The sequence below is a fragment of the Endozoicomonas sp. genome (assembly GCF_965196975.1).
Taxonomy (GTDB): domain Bacteria; phylum Pseudomonadota; class Gammaproteobacteria; order Pseudomonadales; family Endozoicomonadaceae; genus Endozoicomonas.
In genome coordinates this window covers 2,510,825-2,528,289 of the sequence record NZ_OZ239981.1, presented here as the reverse complement: position 1 = coordinate 2,528,289, position 17,465 = coordinate 2,510,825, and the positions used below count along the sequence as shown (strand labels likewise).

The window sequence follows — 17,465 nt, the reverse complement described above, 5'->3', positions numbered from 1 at the left end:
TCCGGTGTCCGACTGCGTCTTTGAATCATGACTTGCGAGTTTCAGAAGTACCTTCTGAAGCTATCACCGATAAGGATCAGGACTGAGCATCACAAGGGGGAGGCATGTCCTTACTGGAAGTAGAAGGGCTGCGCATCGAGTTTCCATCTCGTCATGGCACCGCTGTAGCTGTCAAAGGGGTTTCATTTACCCTCGAAAAAGGGGAAATACTGGGTCTTGTCGGTGAGTCCGGCGCCGGAAAATCCACCGTTGGAAATGCGGTCATTGACTTGCTGAGCCCTCCTGGCGTGGTCGCTGGTGGCAACATTAAGCTGGATGGTCAGGCCATCAGTGGTCTCAGTGGAGAAGCCATTCGCCGGATCCGTGGTCGTCGTATCGGGTTTATTTTTCAGGACCCAATGACTTCTCTTAACCCACTTTTGACCATTGAAACTCAGATGGTGGAAACCATCATGGTCAATCTGGGGCTTGACAAAGCTACGGCCTATGAAAAATCAATTGAATTGCTGGCCTCTGTTGGAATTTCAGAGCCAGAGGTACGTATCAAGCAGTACCCTCACCAGTTTTCTGGAGGTATGCGACAGCGCGTAGTTATTGCAATTGCTCTGTCCGGCGATCCTGAGCTGATTATTGCCGACGAACCCACCACGGCGCTTGATGTATCTATTCAGAATCAGATCCTCGAATTGATCCGTAAGCTCTGTAAGGAAAGGGAAGTTGGCTGCCTTCTGGTCACCCACGATATGGGCGTTATTGCCAATGTGACGGATCGTGTAGCCGTTATGTACATGGGGGACCTGGTGGAACTGGGTTCTACCGAACAGATTCTATGTCGCCCCGAACACCCTTATACCAAAAGCCTGATCAGTGCAGTGCCCAGAACCGATATCAAACTGCACCGTTTTCCCAGGGTTGAGTACATTGAAAAAGAGCAGGGCCGCCATATTGATGTGAAGAATCACTGGCTGGGCCAGAAAGAGAGTCTTTCTGAGTTTAATGCAGAGATCAGCGGCAACGCTCTGTTGAAAGTGAAAGACGTTAACCTTCGTTTTGAAACCCAGTCGGCGTTCTTTGAAAAAAACCGCCGTTATGTTCAGGCATCCAACCAGGTGTCATTTGAGGTGCGCCCTGGTGAAACCTTTGGTCTGGTAGGAGAGTCCGGATCCGGTAAGTCGACGATTGCACGGGTTATTGCCGGCCTTTATCCACCGGATTCTGGATTGATTGAGTTTGCTGGTCAGGATATTACCCGACTGACAGAAAAACAGCGTAAGCCATTTCGCCGTCAGATCCAGATGGTGTTTCAAAACCCCTATTCCAGTATGAATGCTCGGATGACGGTGCAGGACATCATTGCCGAGCCCATTCGTTTTCATAAGCTGGCTGAATCAGAGCGCCAGATCAATAGTATTGTGGCCGATCTTCTGGATCACGTTGGCCTGGGACGTGCGGCAGGGGTCAAGTATCCCCATGAATTTTCCGGTGGTCAGCGTCAGCGAATCTCTATTGCCAGAGCTTTGGCAACGCGCCCCAGGTTTCTGATCTGTGATGAGCCAACCTCGGCGTTGGACGTATCGGTACAGGCCCAGATACTCAACCTGTTAAAAGACCTTCAGGAAGAGCTTGGTCTGACCATGCTGTTCATCAGTCACGATCTGCCGGTGATTCTTCAGATGTGTGACCGGATTGGTGTGATGAAGATGGGGACACTGGTTGAAGTGGGGGATACCGACCGGATCTTCAGTGATCCACACCATGAATACACTCAGCATCTGATCAATATGATGCCAAGAGTTGAGAGTCTGTCCCGCAGTGGGCTGGATATTGAATCCAGCGTTGCAGCGCATTCTTAAAAGCATGGATTGTTGTTGACATGGAGTTGTATGTCACCTTTCTGGATGGAAGGTGGCAATAATTTTAAACAGTGAAACACCTGTAATGGGGGAACGATGAAAAAAACCATGAAAAAGCTTGCTGGTGCGATTCTGGCAGCATCACTGGCGGTAGGAGCCCAGGCCGCCACGCTGAAAATGGCATACGACTCGGATCCGGTATCTCTGGATCCACATGAGCAGCTGTCTGGTGCAACGTTGCAGTTGTCTCACCTGGTGTTTGATCCACTGGTCCGCTGGGATGACAACCTTCAGTTTGAGCCGCGTCTGGCTGAAAAGTGGGAGCGTATTGACGACAAGACCATGCGCTTTACCCTGCGTAAAGGCGTTAAATTTCACAGCGGTAATGCGTTGACGTCTGCCGATGTCAAATGGACTTTTGAGCGACTGGTCAGCAGTCCGGACTTCAAAGCGGTGTTCGAGCCTTTTGAAACCGTGAAGGTTGTTGACGACTATACCTTTGATCTGGTGACAAAAGAGGCGTTCCCTCTGGTATTGAACTCTGCTACCTACATCTTCCCGATGGACAGCAAGTTCTATGCGGGTCTGGATAGTAAAGGTCAGGAGAAGTCTCTGCTGAAGAAGCACGGTGACACCTATGCCTCCAAAAATGCTTCTGGTACCGGCCCGTTCATCGTAACCGAGCGTCAGCAGGGTGTTCGTGTTGATTTCGAACGTTTTGATGGTTACTGGGATAAGAAATCTCCGGGTAATGTGGACGAGATTGTTCTTACACCCATTAAAGAAGGCCCAACTCGTGTAGCTGCTCTGCTGTCAGGTGACGTGGACTTTATCTTCCCTGTACCGCCTAACGATCATAACCGCATCAAGAAGTCTGCCAATACGGACCTGGTTACACTGGGTGGTACCCGTATCATCAGTTTCCAGCTGAATCAGGAGCGTGTTGAAGCGTTCAAGGACAAGCGTGTTCGTCAGGCCATTAACTATGCCATCAATAATGACGGCATCGTTAAGAAAATCATGAAAGGCTTTGCGACACCTGCCGGTCAGCAGGGACCAAAAGGTTACGCAGGCTACGTTGACGACCTGCAGCCACGCTATGACCTGAAAAAGGCCAAGCAGCTGATGAAAGAAGCCGGTTATGAAAATGGCTTCTCTATCACCATGATGGCGCCAAACAACCGTTATGTGAACGATGCCAAGATCGCTCAGGCGGTGGCTTCCATGCTGTCAAAAATCAACATCAAGGTGGATCTGAAAACGCTGCCGAAAGCTCAATACTGGCCTGAGTTTGATGAGCGTTCTGCTGACATGATGATGATTGGCTGGCACTCCGACACTGAAGATTCCGCCAACTTTACTGAGTACCTGACTGCCTGTGCCGATTCGGTTTCCGGCTGGGGACAGTACAACTCCGGTAACTACTGCAACGAAGCGGTAGATACTCTGGTTAAGAAGGCTGGTTCTGAAACGGATCCAACAGTGCGAGCACAGATCCTGCAGGACGTTGAACGCACCCTTTATGAAGAAGCTGCCTTTGTTCCTCTGCACTGGCAGAACCTTGCCTGGGGTGCCAGCAAGAACGTAGCCGTCAAGGACGTGGTTAACGTGATGAACTTCCCTTACCTGGGAGACCTGGTGATCAAGGAGTAAGCCTTAGTATTACTCTTTGATTAGCCTTCGCAGCTCGGTGATCTTGAAGACATTGCCGGCCTGCGAAGGCAGGCAATTATAAGTGCATTGTTCGCTATTGCTTTTGTAGGCTATGGGCATCTGAAGGTTATTTATGCTGTTATTTTTAATGCGTAGGCTTATGCAAGGGCTGATAGTGATGTTTGTCATCAGCATTATCAGCTTTTCCATACAGGACAATCTGGGGGATCCACTCCGGGAGCTGGTAGGGCAATCGGTTTCGGAAGCCGAGCGTGAAAGGTTGCGTGATGAAATGGGGCTTAACGATCCGTTCCTCACTCAATACACAAGATTTATGGGCAAAGCGTTACAGGGCGATCTGGGGCAATCTTATTTTTTCAAAGAACCTGCGCTTGACGTTATCTTTGCCAAAATGCCAGCCACTCTTGAGCTGGTGTTTGCAGCGAGTTTAATCATTATTCTGGTTTCCATTCCAGCGGGTGTGTATTGTGCCATCAGACCAAACAGCTGGTTTACAAAACTTATTCTCGGGTTCAGTATTCTTGGTATTTCTGTCCCTGTCTTTCTTACCGCTATCTTCAGTATTTACCTTTTCTCTATTGAGCTGGGCTGGCTGCCATCTTATGGCCGGGGTGAGCTGGTACCGGTTATTGGTGGCTGGGAGAGTGGCCTGTTTACCAAAGATGGCCTGTTGCACCTGATACTGCCTGCCATCTCACTGGCCAGCATTATGCTGCCACTGTTTATTCGACTGATTCGCTCTGAAATGTCAGAAGTCCTGCATACCGAGTATGTAAAGTTTGCCAAAGCGAAAGGTTTGAAAAAGGCGCGTATCTACTTCCTCCATGCCCTGAAGAACACCATGTTGCCCGTTATTACCGTGGGCGGTGTTCAGATCGGAACCATGGTCGCTTATACCATTCTCACTGAGACGGTCTTCCAGTGGCCTGGCATGGGCTTCCTGTTTCTGGAAGCGGTCAATCGTGTGGATACTCCGCTGATTGTTGCCTACCTGATCGTTGTGGGTGCCATATTCGTGGTAGTGAATACACTGGTAGACCTGCTTTATGGCCTGATTAATCCGACCGTTAGACTGGCGAGGAGTGCCCAATGAGTGAATTGATATCAAACGCGCCGGTTGATCAGGGATTAGCTGAGGTGAGGGAAAGAACGCGCTGGGAGCGTTTCAAAAACTCTACCTTCTGGTACAGCTTCACCCGTGACAAGGTGGCGATGATCTGTGCCCTGATTTTCGCACTCTTTGTTGGGGCTGCGCTGCTGGCTCCAATCCTGGCACCAACGAATCCATACGATCTTTCGACCATCGATATCATGGATTCTGAGCTGCCTCCTTCCTGGGCAGAAGAGGGTGATGAGCGTTTTCTGCTGGGTACTGATGACCAGGGGCGGGACCTGTTCAGTACGATTCTCTATGGTATGAGAATCTCGCTGGCCATTGGGCTTTTTGCTGTGATGTTGCAGGCTTTTCTTGGCATTGTTCTGGGGCTTGCTGCTGGTTACTTTGGTGGACGTTTGGACAGCTTCTTGATGCGGGTGGCCGATATTCAGCTTTCGTTCTCAACCATGATGGTGGCCATTATTGTTCTGGCGGTTTTCCAGGCATCGTTTGGATCGGAGCTCTACAGCAAGCTGGCCATGTTGATGCTGATACTGGTCATCGGTATTGCTGAGTGGCCGCAGTATGCCCGTACTGTGAGGGCCTCTGTGCTGGCAGAAAAGAAGAAGGAGTATGTAGAGGCGGCCCGGGTAATGGGGTTTGGATCCGGACGTATTATGTTCCGGCATATTCTGCCGAATACACTGTCGCCTATCCTGGTGATCTCTACGGTGCAGATTGCTAATGCGATCATCAGTGAGGCAGCATTGTCGTTCCTGGGGCTTGGTATGCCGGTATCGCAACCTTCACTGGGATCGCTGATTTCCAGTGGTTTTGAGTATATCTTCTCTGGCAGCTGGTGGATTACGGTCATTCCAGGGGTTGTACTGGTGGTTCTGGTGCTGGTACTCAATCTTCTGGGTGACTGGCTGAGAGATGTGCTGAATCCAAAGCTATATAAGGGTTAGTTACTTATATGAGTTGTTCGTTATCGTGCTAAAAGGATGCAGCCACAACGACATTGAGGCACAAAGAAATAATGGCTCTGCTTGTTACTTATATCAGTAGAGCGCAAAAGTCTTTGTGCCTTTGTATTTTTATGGATTAGGGACGATTACTTTTTCTGCGGCAGGTGTGACTCCACCAGCCACGTTAGCTTATCAATCTCCCGTGTTCTAGCAGTTAGAAGATCTACAGATATAGGGTCTCCATTCTCTTCCATATTGGCCATGGCCTGCAGTGCCTGGCTGGTCACAAAGGCCAGGCGTTGACCAATTACTTCAATGTGTTCATCAATTGAACTGAATGATTTTGGGTATGTGGGCAGCGAACTTTTTTCCGCTACCTTCTGCAGAGTGCCTTCCGGTTTATGCCCGAGCTGGGCGATTCGCTCGGCAATATCATCAACGGTATCTTCGATGACCTCTGCAACTTCATCAAACAATCGGTGAACAGAAAGAAACTCACGGCCTGCCATGGTCCAGTGAGACTCTTTGATCTGCATGTTCAGATCAATGGCACTGTAGAGGAGCTTCTGAAGCTCCTGTGCGGAATATTGCTTAACATTTTCAGGCAAGGTTTCGTAAGTATGGGACATGGTGTGACTCCAGTTACTACTTTTCCCCGGGGAATTCATGACAATGGATAGGGGCGCTGCCAGCAACAGTTGATAAATTTCTGATCCATAAGACAGTGGACAGATAGCCTGGCAAACTATTATAGAACTTACGCATTGACAGCTCTGATAAAAGATGGTCTCAGCCAGTCTTTACCATCAGAGAAGCTCTTAATGAAGTCCCAAATAGCATCCTTGAGCGCATCATTCTTAACGCGATAGATGCTACTGAGAGATTCAGATACTTTCTTGGCCTGAAGGCAGGCATACCCAAAGATAGAGGCAAAAATATGGTTCCTGACCTGCTGCTTTCCTCTCACCTGAAAGCGCTCAATACTGCAGAGTTGTTTCAGCGCCCGGTGATACTCTTCGATCGCCCAATGGTGCAGGTGAAGTTCATTAAAGCCTACCTGTGGTGATACCTCTGATCCAGCATGGGGTGTGTAGACGACGTAATGGCGCAGCTCGTTTTTTAGCCGCGTCCGGTACAAACGCACAGAACCAAAATTACGTAGCCAAACGGTTATTCCCTCTTCAGGAATCTCCAGGCTCTGCACTTGTTGGTAGTCACCCTTTTGGATAGAAACAGTACGGTTGCTTTTAACGGCAAACATAAAACCCAGACCGTTGTTTTTCACAGTCTTCAGGTTTGCGGCACTGCTATACCAGGAATCCCCCGTAACAAATGCAGGTCGTAAGCCCCATACAAGTACTTCTTTCAGCATCTCGAGAAAATAATCATTTTTGGACTTTCCGTCCGCAGAGTCATAGATACGGAAATTGACAGGAAGGCTATAGCCTTTGATATCGGTGTAATAGAGCGTTATGAGATTAATGCCCTTGACGGCTTTATGATGCTTGCCCGAGTAATGATAGCCGATGAATGCCGTGTAGTTACTGTACGGCTTATCCAGCACCGTATCATCAACCGATAGCGTGCCCCCATCAAGAATCAGCCTTGCGGCTACTTCCATGAAAAGGTCATTGGGAGCAAAGTCTTCACGTTGTAGAAAACGGTTAACGCTGTGGTGTGACATATCTCCGATCTCACTAAGGCGAGTACAGGTTGCTGATTTCGGCTCACACAATAGAAACCCTGTATATTTCGGCAAATCACACCCAGATGTTGTAGGTCTTGTTATCTTTCTACGCACGACGACATCCGCTATTTTTTGCTGATCTAGCAATTTTTACAGCTGCCTGTCAATGCGAAAGTCCTATATTAGAAGAAAATAGGAGAGAAATATCAGTTTGTACAAAAATGGGAGTAAGTCACAGCAATGAAGCTCCAGGCTGGTTTTTATTGTCTTATGTCTACCTATGCGTCATTTTTGTAAATCTTTCTTTGTTTCTCATTTATTGCTTTCATAACCTTGTGATACTCTTGTCTTTCTCTAAATTTGTTACCGTTTTCTTTCGTATAGGTAGAAGAGAAAAATCATGATCAAAGAAGTAGCGATGAGCAAGCGTGTTGCTGTTTTGCTGGCAGATGGGTTCGAAGAGGCAGAAGCCGTTGCCTTTATTGATATCATGCGTCGTCTGGATATCAATGTGGATGTTCTGGCCTGCAAAGATGAAGTAAAGCTCAATAGTTACTTTAAAGTGAACATCACTGCAGACTTCACCCTGAGCGAGAAGTTTGAAGAGAATTACGACGCTGTGATGATGCCAGGTGGTCCTGAGGGGACCGCCAACCTGACCAGCAATACAATGGTGATCGATTTCCTGAAGCGCCACATTGAAATGGGTAAGTACATCTGCCCACTCTGCTCTTCAGGCGCTAAAGTCGTTGCTGCGAATGGTCTGTTTGGTAAGCACAAGTACGTTTCTGGTCCAAACCTTTATAAGAACTTTGATGACGGCGTTCATGTTGATCAGAAAGTCGTTGTGGATGGCCAGTTTATCAGCGGCAAGGGGCTGGGCGTAGTGTTTGATTTTGCCTTTATTGTGGCAGAGCACTTGATTGGTCAGGGTACGGAAAAAGGCTCTGCCCGCTGGCAGGCTCTGCATATTGATTACGATGGCTGGCCTTACGCAGAATAAGCCTGATTCCTTCAGGGCATTAAGAAAGGACCACTTGGTTATAGATACAAGTGGTCTTTTTATTTCATAAGTAACTGTACAAAGAAGTGCTTTCTATTCGCTGCTTTGTTGATCTGTGTTAACAATACTGACTTATAAATTGGTTATTATCTGCTCAAATAATGGCTTTATGATGATCAACTTATTCAGATATGTCCCGTATAGCGTTGTTGTACCAGGGGTGTGAAGGTCAGACCCGAAAAATTGCTGAAAGAATTAGTTACTGCCTGACTCAGGCTGGTCATGAGACGTTTGTCAGCTCTATTGCTGATCTGAACAACGGCTTTTCTCTTGAGTCCTATGACGGTGTCATTCTTGGTTGTTCAATTCGCTATGGCAAGCACCATAACGAATGCTACCAGTTTATTAAGAAATACAGTGACCTGCTGGCAGCCATTCCGAGCTATTTCTTTTCCGTTAACCTGACAGCTCGAAAGCCTGCACGACGGGATCCTCATAACAACCGTTATCTGCAGAAATTCCTGAAACAGATTTCATGGACTCCTGATCGGGTAGAGGTGTTTGCTGGTGCGCTGTTGTACACGCAATACCGTTGGGTGGATAAGCAGATGATCCGGTTAATTATGAAACTGACTGATGGTCCTACCGACATTACTCAGAATACTGAGTTTACAGACTGGAAGCGGGTTAAGACTTTTGCAGAACAGTTAGGACAGGATTTTCAGAACATAAGCCGCCCGATGGCGACTTATGAAAGAGTGGTGGTTAAAGAGACTTCAGTCACTAGTATCTGATAAACAGGGTTCACTATCTGTGACTAGTGACAAGAGGATGCTAAAGCCATAGATTATAGGCATGGTGAGGGCTGTTCCCAGAATTATAAAATCCATAATGACGTCCTGTTCTTGTTATGATGATGCAGTTTGATTTTTTTGGAGTTGGGCGCTGATTTGTGCATATTATCCCTCCAAAAAATAGGTTATTGATAGTTAGTATAGTCTTAAGTGGTCGGTCACGACCTGCTGTTTCTTTTTCTTCTCTTTTCAGTTGATTTTCATAGCCTACGTGACTGTTTTATTAAAAGTCAAAATGCCGATACTTATTGCTGGGCAGGATGATAAAAGGAGAAAGTTTCAATGCATCTCGCTACCGGTTTTTTTCTTCTGGCGTTTTCTTTGATGGTGAATGCAGAAGGTTTGCAGAGCCAGCTGACACCCGGAGGTATTTTTGTCGGTCATGCATCACCGGGGAGTCGGATAGTTTACGACGACCAGGAAGTCAGAGTAGCGAAAGATGGGCGCTTTATTCTTGGCTTTGGTCGTGATGCGAAACTTGAGCAGTTCTATACAGAACATTTTGCCAGTGGCGAGCTGAAGAGATTTTATTTAACCCTGAAACCGAGGGAGTATAATATTCAGCGGTTAACAGGGGTTGCCAAAAAATACGTATCACCGGATGAAAGGGTGCTATCACGTATCCGCAAAGAAGCTGAACAGGTACGTGAAGCCAGAGTTCCAGATACGGACCAGGAAGATTTTTTTAACGGCTTTGGCTGGCCGGTAAAAGGACGCATCAGTGGTGTCTACGGCAGTCAACGGGTTTATAACGGTAAACCGGGACGTCCCCACTATGGTCTGGATATTGCCGTACCCACCGGCACACCGGTCGCGGCACCAGCGGATGGTATCGTGCGGCTGGTGGACTCAGACCTCTACTATTCCGGTGGTACGATCATTATTGATCATGGTCATGGCCTTTTCTCCAGTTTTCTCCACCTCAGTAAAGTTTCTGTGAAAGGCGGTACAACTATTAAACGAGGGCAGGTTATCGGTGAAGTGGGGGCTACTGGCCGGGTTACCGGGGCACATCTTGACTGGCGTTATAACTGGTTTGATAAGCGGCTTGATCCTGCGTTGCTCACTCATGGGGATCCATAGAATGCAGAAGCTTAGTTCTTTTGTCCACCAGCCAGGGCAATAATTTTTTCACGGATTTTCCGGTGGGTCGTGCTGCTTTCCCAGTAGGATGGCCAGCAAATCCCTCCCTTCGCCGTAGGAGGTGTTCCAGGTAGTCTACGAGCAACAATCGACTTGCTGATAGAGTACCATCTTGCGGCCTCAAGGCTGGCAATCAGCAATGTATTTGTTTCATTTATCAGCGCCAGGGCAGGTTCAAGCTCTTGAAAGAAAAAATGATAATCTGGAGCGATTCCAGCTTGTTGAAAGTATTGCTGGCACTGAACAGAAGCGCTGAACCCCGTACTGATAGAGACCATTGGGTAAGATTGCAGCTCTTCAACAGTAAGTGCTTCACTGGTTTGTCTGGCCAGTGGGTGGCTTTCTGACATCAGGCACTCAATTTGAACTGACCTTAATGGAACTTCCGTAACCTGAATATTACTTAGCAGCGGTAATAGGCCCAGATAAAGATCAATTTCCCCCATGTCCATCTTCTCTTGAACCTGATCATCAATGGGTAGGAACGTAAAAGATATTTTCTGATCCACAGTGTCTGAACTGCTAATAATTTTGGTGAGATGGGTGTTCAGAATCTGATTGCTACTGGCAATTCGAAGATTCAATGTGGGCAGATCATTACTCTCAGCTGTGTTACTGAACAAAGAGTAGACTCTGGCCAGGGTGTCGGATGCTTCTTTGCTGAGTATTTCTGCCCTGGGCGTCAGCCGTGTGCTGCCACCACTTCGTATCAGTAATGGATCGCGAAAGTGTTCTCTGAGATTTGCCAGATGTTTACTGACCGCCGGTTGTGATATGTGTAACTCTCGGGCCGCTGCGGCAGAGCTTCGTGTTTTAAGCAGTGTGTCCAGTATTTTCAGCAGATTGATGTTTAATTGCGATGGTTTCATTAACTGCCTTGGTGAGAATATCTCTTATGCAAGGGTTGTCACTTAAGTTTATTCGGTGATTCCCTATCAAAAAGACAGCTTCTTAACTGCAGGTTAAGGAGCTATAAGAACAAGTGACTTTATCTGTTTTTGGTTTTCTATACCATTACTTTCACTGGTTTATAGAGATGGGTATGCATTGTGAAAGTGGCTGATTAAATCTGCCCTGCCATTGGTGTATACACAATTTCTGATTAGAAGGGTGCTCTCTCTGAATGATTGAAACAATAGTGCTCTATTTTCACAGCTACTATGGGAACACCACTCATAATAGTTAACTGTCATGCCCGCTTCTGTTATTTCCAGCTCTACCAAAAGCATCGTTTTGCAAATTGAAGTTTCTATAGATTCAGGCAACATGCTGAATCTTGAAGATAGTTTACAGCGTGCACTCAATGAAGCCGGGCAGCTTGGAACAAAAGAGTTATTGGGGCTATTTGAATCACCCAATAAAGAACCTATCGTCGTTAATCAGCAGAAGTGGAACTACAAAGGAAAGGTTCTTAAGCACTATGAAACCTTATACGGTCGTATACCTTTGGAGCGCTCCGTATATCAGGGTGTCAGAGGTGGCAGTACTCTGGCAGCACTTGATCTTCGTGCCGGTATTATTGGTTCAGCTACCCCCAAATTTGCCAAGTCTATCGCCTGGAAATACAGCCAGATGCCAGCGCCTGCGGTAAAAGAAGATTTTGAGACCAACCATCAAAGGACGCTTTCAAATTCTTATATCAAGCATTTATCGGACAGAGTAGGTGCATTAATTGAAGACCAGCAAGACACTCACTACCACCTTCCTCCACTAAAAGAGCCTGTTGAAACAATAGCCATTGGTCTGGATGGAACCTGCATGCTGCTTTGTGAAGAAGGCTGGAGGGAAGCCATGTGTGGGACATTGAGCCTATATTCTGCAGATGGAGACAGGCTCCACACGATATATACAGCCAGTTCGCCAGAGTATGGTAAACAAAGCTTTATGAGCAAGCTCGACGAGGAGATTGCAGATCTAAAACGACTCTACCCAAATGCCACATACATCGGGGTAGCTGACGGGGCTAGAGAAAACTGGAGTTATTTGAAACAACATACCTCTGGGCAGATACTCGATTTTTATCATGCATCTGAATATTTAGCTGGAGCAGCGGAAGCACTGTTTCCAACCAGTAAGGCGAAGCGACACCAGTGGCTTGAAGACAGGCTACATAGTTTGAAAAACAAGCGTGGAGCAGCCAAAAAAATCCTTCAGGAAATTGAATCAGCCGAGCTCCCGAAAAAGACAATCGCACTGACAGAGAAGCGCTACAAAGCTGTGAGCTATTTTACAAACAATCACCAGTTAATGAATTATCATCAGGCGCTTAAACGCCATTGGCCAATAGGTTCAGGAGTTACTGAAGCGGCTTGTAAGACTCTGGTAAAGCAACGATTATGTGGTTCTGGAATGAGGTGGAAAGCAACAGGAGCGGAAGTGCTTTTGACAACAAGAGCACTGATCCAGAGTAAGGGGCGCTGGGAACAACTTTGGTCTGAGTTCATGACTGGAAAGGTTGAAGCTAACCTATGAGTCAGTTATCAAATTGAGAGAGCACCCGATTAGAAAATAATCATTAAAAAGTAAGTGCTCTCAAAATATGCACAGGCTAACACCTGCTTTGCATAACAATTTTTAAAGTTGAGTGATTGATTCTCATAGGGGTTCATATGAAAAAGAGTATTCTGACCGTTGTTGTTGCTGCTGCCCTGACTACTGGTTGTGCAACTTCAGGAAGCTCTGAGGCAGTTTCTTATAATGCGTTACAAACAAAAGGTCAGGAACTGTATACACAGTCAATTGTGGATGGTGGAACTTATGAACCATCACTTATTGAGGATGTTGAAATCATTCGTACGGCTGTTAATACAGCATTTCTGGCAGCCAGACCGGCTTATGAAAACTATATTAATCAATTAATTAATGAGCCAGTGCTCGGTAATTACTTTTCAGCAGTAGAAGCTGCAGAGTCCGATGAAGATAAGCGTGCAGTGTACGATGCTCTGACCATGGAGGACCGTAAAGTGATTGATGATTTCAATAGTTCAACAATGGGCAATGAAATCATGGGCAGTCTTGGTGACGCCGCTAAAGTGGCATTGAAAAATATTGCCATGTTTAAGTCCATGAATACTTCAGACATGGTCAGCGGTGTTGGTTTTAAGGAAATGATGAGTGAGAAAAACAAACTGGCTTTGACCATAGAGCAGATTGATTATCTGAATGACACGATCATCTCTGCTTATACCAATTACAAAGTGGTTTCTGCTTTTAGAAGTGCACAATAAGTTTATGCATCACATCTATGGTCACAACATTCTCTCATATTGTGACCATAGATGCCTTCCACTTTTCTCAAGATCAGAAAAATGAAAAAGTCATTTCTCACTATAATGTTGGCGGTTACTCTGGTGGGCTGTAAAACCACTGGAGGCCTGAAAATAAATACAGAAGCTGATATAGAGTCCAATTCGAAAATCGAAAAGGTAGATAGCTCTGCATTGATGGATAGCCGTAATATCGAGTTGCCGGGAAACTACGATGTGCGTGCATTTAACCGAATTCGTATTTCTGCCTACATTGATCGCCTGAATTTTGAAAAAGATGCACTGATTACTGAAATTGATAATGGCATTATTGCTAAGTTATTAGAAAATGAATTAGCCCGTACCAAACGTTTTGAAGTGTTGACCAGAAACTGTGATGCCTGCGATTATGAAGTGGCTTTTCAGGCAGAAAATACCCGTATGGAAGGTGCAATTGAAATAGGGAATCAGTTAAACCCAGAATTTTTGCTTCAGTCTTCTATTTCTCTGGGGTCAGTTATTAAGAAAAAAAGTGATCACAATGAAATTGTTTTTAGAAGTCTGGTCACCACAAAAATAGTCGATCCTTCTACGGGACAGATTATTCACTCATTCGAGCCCATTCGGCATAACATGCCAGCCAAGCGATTCTTTGCAATCGAGGGTAAATACCTCGGTGGTTTTGATTATCGAAAACAGAATGAATTGCAGGAAGCCTATAAAGAAGCGGCGCAGAAAGCCATTCAGGTGCTGGTAAATAGAACGATGGATTACTACCCCGTGGGTGGGCGTGTCACCAACTACCGTAATGGTCGATTTGCTATTGATGCCGGTATCAACCAGGGGTTCGCCATCAAACAGCCAGTTGTTCTGTTCCTCAGTGACGATGGCCTGGATATCCCTATTGCTTCTGGTGAGGTAACGCCTAAGCAGGAAGGTGGTTCCGGTGTCATGTATATCTGGAAGAAAGGTGACCCGGACGCCGAAGGCGTTAAGAAAAAGCTGGAAGCGATGGGGAAAGAATACCTCAAGCGCAATAAGGTATATGCCGTTTCAGTAGGCACTCCCGACAGTTGGAAGTTCTGATCTATGAGAAAAGCTCTGCTTCCAGTGTTGCGTCAGCTCATCATGATGGTGCTGTTTCTACACCCCTCATGGGGGTACTCCGCCCCGATGGATGATGTTTTTACACTTCTCGACTCTGGTGGCGGTGTGAGAAGTGGCCACGAAAAAGACGGTGGCTATTACATCGCTGCTCTGGGCTTTTCCAATCGTTCTTCAAAAGCGAAAGCTTACGAAGATGCTCGGCTGGAGGCTTTGCGCTACCTGAATGACATGGTGAATGGGATCACGATGTCAGGCAGTACTTACACTTCCACGGAATATATATCCGAAAGCAGTCGGGCGGGAGCCAGTGAGTATTCCAGTGACGTATTTCGAGATGTTGTTGATGTGGTGTTCAAAGGTCATTTGTCCGCCGCAAAAACCTTGAAAAAAGGAATGTATGATGGTCAGTACTTTGTTGCTATCAGTATTTCTGAAAAGGATTTGGCGCATCTAGCCAGACTGCGCGCTGGCTCCAATGGAGGCGCTGCAGGCGGAACGACGGTCGTGATTGCTACTGACCAGATAGGAACTGTTGCCGATTTCAGTCAAAAGGCTCAGGAGGTAGAGGCCAAAGGTTTGGCTCCTATGAAACATGGGGAGCAACAGGCAAGAGCATTAGCTTTGCAGGATGCAATGAGGAATGCTGTTCAACAGGCGCAGGGAGTGATGCTACAGGGCAAGTCTGGGGCATTTAACGAAGCTCTGGCATTTGCCATCTCCACCAAAACTGAAGGCTATGTCGGGGGGGATGAGATTCTGGATGAAGATATCAGCCGTGGTAATTATTACGTAGTCTTACTTGCCCAGGTCAATGCCGGGCAACTGCTCAATGATGTTAACTTTTATCTTGATATTCTCGGGCAACCTGTTTTTTCTGTCGATTCCGGGGCAGAAGGAAAAATTGACTGGCTGGTAAATGAGCTTGAACGTCTTGGTTTCTCTATTCATGCCAGAGAGGCAGGCTCAACGCATACGTTTTACTTGAAGCAAACACAGAAAGAGGTCAGAAACCATAACGGTAAAACCGGCATTGAAACTTCTCTGTCCTTAAGCCTGAAAGACCGCAGCACTGGTGAAATTCTTTTTACCATTGTTAATGACCCGTTAAAAGCGCGTATTTATGTGTCGCCTCTTGAGAGAGCACAGCAGGTTTCCCAGGTTTCCGCTTATCGTCGATTGCAAAAGCAGCTGGGGCCTGAAGTCATCCAGTCTCTGGCAAGGTATGCAGAGCGGGGACAGGTCTACCCGATTGAAATTCACAATGCCCGACGCTCTGACTGGCAGTTGTTCAAATTCACGCTCGAGAATGGTACTGGGGGGACAGTCGAGGGCTGGGAATGGCAGAAAGAAGGCAAGGTGATGGTGCTTAACTACCGTTATTCCGGGCCATTGAGTGAAGCGATGGATCAAGGGTTGGAGCAGCTCTATAAAACCTACCGAACAGAAGGTAAAGGTCGACGGCCGATAGCTCTGGAAATTAATGATCGCAGGGCTTCATTCAGGATGGTGCAGTAATGAAATCGGGAATAAAAAGTCGATTGTCACAGGCATGTCTTCTGCTGTTCTTCATCTCTGTACAGGTTGATGCCGACCGTTTTGATGCGGAAAAAGCGTTGACCATTTATAAAGAACTGGTTGCCAGTGAGCCTTCGGGCAGTTATGTCCGGCAAGGATGGCTTTTCTTTGTCAGTGATCAGGCCTGTTTTAAAGAAAAGCAGAAATATGCGGGGTCTAAAGAGTCAAAGGCTGCCACAGCACAGGCAATGGTCATGATGTCTGAATACTACCTCGCTCTGGAGTCGTCACTGTCCAGAGAGAATATGGGAGGGGAAGGGCGTCTTTGGGATGATCTTTATCTTCAGTATCAGAAGCAGCTGCAGGCAAGAAGTCAATCACTCTCCATTGCCGGTCATCGTATTCTTGATAAAGACATGGGTGGATGTACAAGACGTGTTGTTTACGCGCTTCCAGAGGTGGCACTGAATAGAGTACAAAGCAGTGCTCATGCTCCCGTTGATCTAAAGAAACTGGAGGTTGGGCTATTTCAAACGGCGTTTGAACAGCAGGATTCTGCTCGACTGGCAGAATACTTTCATAACCTGGAACTGTATGAACTTGCTATTGCGTTTACAGCCACTCAGCAGCAAGCACAGGACTGGCTTTATCCCTCCAGTATCAGTTGGTATGACGATGGTTTGATGATGTCCGATCGGCTGGATCAGTGTCAGCTGGAAAAAAATGACTCACCACTGACTTTAAACCGGCAGTTACTCGCTTTTCTCAAAGCATCATACTGTGGTCGTGAGATTGATTGGGCGCAGAGTGATTTAACGTATTTGGCTAATATCAAGATGGATTCAGGCCGGTTCTCAAATGTGCTGAATACTCACGACCAACAGCATTTGATCAAGCTGGTTATAGAGCAGAGAGGCTTTGTGCTCTTCAAAAAGCCAGCGTTATTAACCGAGGGCACTGTCTCTTTGAATCTTAAAGCTGATGCGTTATTTAAGACTGGAGTAGAGCCGGAAAATATTATTAGCTTGTATGGCCTTTCGCTAAATGCCAATCCTTTACAGCCAGAGGTCTGGGCACGTGCAGGGGCTGTGATGCTCGCTTATCAATATGATGAGGTTGCCTACGCCATGTTTGTGCAGGCACTTCTTCAATCCCCCGGAAACAGTGACTACTGGATTTATCTGATTAAAGCCATGAAAGCACTGGGGTATCAGAACCAGGCCGACAGGCTAAGTAAAACCATAAATCATTTATCCGTCGTTTTTCCTCCCAGCCACTGGGGAAGAGCGCAGCTGAAGAAAATAAGCAGTTAGGGTGACT

15 protein-coding genes are annotated in these 17,465 nt (G+C 46.6%); 12 read left to right on the top strand and 3 right to left on the bottom strand.

Annotated elements, in window-relative coordinates:
- The first annotated feature begins 104 nt into the window (after positions 1-104).
- From ACOCLE_RS11275 to ACOCLE_RS11260, 4 genes are all read left to right on the top strand, one after another.
- On the top strand, positions 105-1,853 hold the full coding sequence (locus tag ACOCLE_RS11275) for a dipeptide ABC transporter ATP-binding protein (protein ID WP_419536775.1): 1,749 nt from the start codon (positions 105-107) through the stop codon (positions 1,851-1,853).
- 96 nt (positions 1,854-1,949) lie between these two features.
- Entirely contained in the window at positions 1,950-3,506 is a 1,557-nt protein-coding gene (locus ACOCLE_RS11270) for an ABC transporter substrate-binding protein (RefSeq protein WP_066017298.1), read from the top strand.
- A gap of 133 nt (positions 3,507-3,639) precedes the next feature.
- Complete coding sequence (locus ACOCLE_RS11265; RefSeq protein WP_419536774.1) at positions 3,640-4,620, top strand: ABC transporter permease; 981 nt, start codon at positions 3,640-3,642, stop codon at positions 4,618-4,620.
- Positions 4,617-5,591 (top strand): ABC transporter permease, encoded by a 975-nt coding sequence (locus tag ACOCLE_RS11260; RefSeq protein ID WP_066017299.1) that lies wholly within the window; start codon positions 4,617-4,619, stop codon positions 5,589-5,591. The genes ACOCLE_RS11265 and ACOCLE_RS11260 overlap by 4 nt, the downstream gene beginning before the upstream one ends.
- A 146-nt stretch (positions 5,592-5,737) precedes the next feature.
- Here the strand turns inward: ACOCLE_RS11260 and dps are convergent, their stop codons facing one another.
- Together dps and ACOCLE_RS11250 are read right to left on the bottom strand one after the other, a co-directional pair.
- The gene (gene dps, locus ACOCLE_RS11255; protein ID WP_419536773.1) at positions 5,738-6,220 is read right to left on the bottom strand and encodes a DNA starvation/stationary phase protection protein Dps; all 483 of its coding nucleotides are present in this window, start codon (positions 6,218-6,220) and stop codon (positions 5,738-5,740) included.
- A gap of 128 nt (positions 6,221-6,348) precedes the next feature.
- Positions 6,349-7,392 carry a transposase gene (locus ACOCLE_RS11250; RefSeq protein WP_419536772.1) on the bottom strand — a complete coding sequence of 348 codons (1,044 nt, stop codon included), beginning with the start codon at positions 7,390-7,392 and terminating at the stop codon, positions 6,349-6,351.
- A gap of 286 nt (positions 7,393-7,678) precedes the next feature.
- Here ACOCLE_RS11250 and ACOCLE_RS11245 point away from each other — a divergent pair, with 286 nt between their 5' ends.
- The 3 genes from ACOCLE_RS11245 to ACOCLE_RS11235 all read left to right on the top strand — a co-directional run bounded on the left by ACOCLE_RS11245 (position 7,679) and on the right by ACOCLE_RS11235 (position 10,218).
- Positions 7,679-8,281 (top strand): DJ-1/PfpI family protein, encoded by a 603-nt coding sequence (locus ACOCLE_RS11245; RefSeq protein WP_066017301.1) that lies wholly within the window; start codon positions 7,679-7,681, stop codon positions 8,279-8,281.
- 191 nt (positions 8,282-8,472) lie between these two features.
- The gene (gene hemG / locus ACOCLE_RS11240; RefSeq protein ID WP_419536771.1) at positions 8,473-9,075 is read left to right on the top strand and encodes a menaquinone-dependent protoporphyrinogen IX dehydrogenase; all 603 of its coding nucleotides are present in this window, start codon (positions 8,473-8,475) and stop codon (positions 9,073-9,075) included.
- A gap of 342 nt (positions 9,076-9,417) precedes the next feature.
- The gene (locus ACOCLE_RS11235) at positions 9,418-10,218 is read left to right on the top strand and encodes a M23 family metallopeptidase (RefSeq protein WP_419536770.1); all 801 of its coding nucleotides are present in this window, start codon (positions 9,418-9,420) and stop codon (positions 10,216-10,218) included.
- Between the two features lie 11 nt (positions 10,219-10,229).
- Here the strand turns inward: ACOCLE_RS11235 and ACOCLE_RS11230 are convergent, their stop codons facing one another.
- Positions 10,230-11,147, bottom strand: coding sequence for a LysR family transcriptional regulator (locus tag ACOCLE_RS11230; protein WP_419536769.1), 918 nt, complete (start codon positions 11,145-11,147; stop codon positions 10,230-10,232).
- Between the two features lie 322 nt (positions 11,148-11,469).
- On the opposite strand from ACOCLE_RS11230, the gene ACOCLE_RS11225 reads away from it, so the two are divergent.
- From ACOCLE_RS11225 to ACOCLE_RS11205, 5 genes are all read left to right on the top strand, one after another.
- On the top strand, positions 11,470-12,750 hold the full coding sequence (locus ACOCLE_RS11225) for an ISKra4 family transposase (protein ID WP_419532972.1): 1,281 nt from the start codon (positions 11,470-11,472) through the stop codon (positions 12,748-12,750).
- 137 nt (positions 12,751-12,887) lie between these two features.
- Positions 12,888-13,505: a hypothetical protein gene (locus ACOCLE_RS11220; protein WP_419536768.1), complete on the top strand. Its 618-nt coding sequence runs from the start codon at positions 12,888-12,890 to the stop codon at positions 13,503-13,505.
- 105 nt (positions 13,506-13,610) lie between these two features.
- On the top strand, positions 13,611-14,609 hold the full coding sequence (locus ACOCLE_RS11215; RefSeq protein ID WP_419536767.1) for a hypothetical protein: 999 nt from the start codon (positions 13,611-13,613) through the stop codon (positions 14,607-14,609).
- Positions 14,610-14,696: 87 nt separating this feature from the next.
- Entirely contained in the window at positions 14,697-16,145 is a 1,449-nt protein-coding gene (locus ACOCLE_RS11210) for a hypothetical protein (protein ID WP_419536766.1), read from the top strand.
- 23 nt (positions 16,146-16,168) lie between these two features.
- Positions 16,169-17,458, top strand: coding sequence for a hypothetical protein (locus tag ACOCLE_RS11205; RefSeq protein ID WP_419536765.1), 1,290 nt, complete (start codon positions 16,169-16,171; stop codon positions 17,456-17,458).
- The last annotated feature ends 7 nt before the right edge of the window (positions 17,459-17,465 follow it).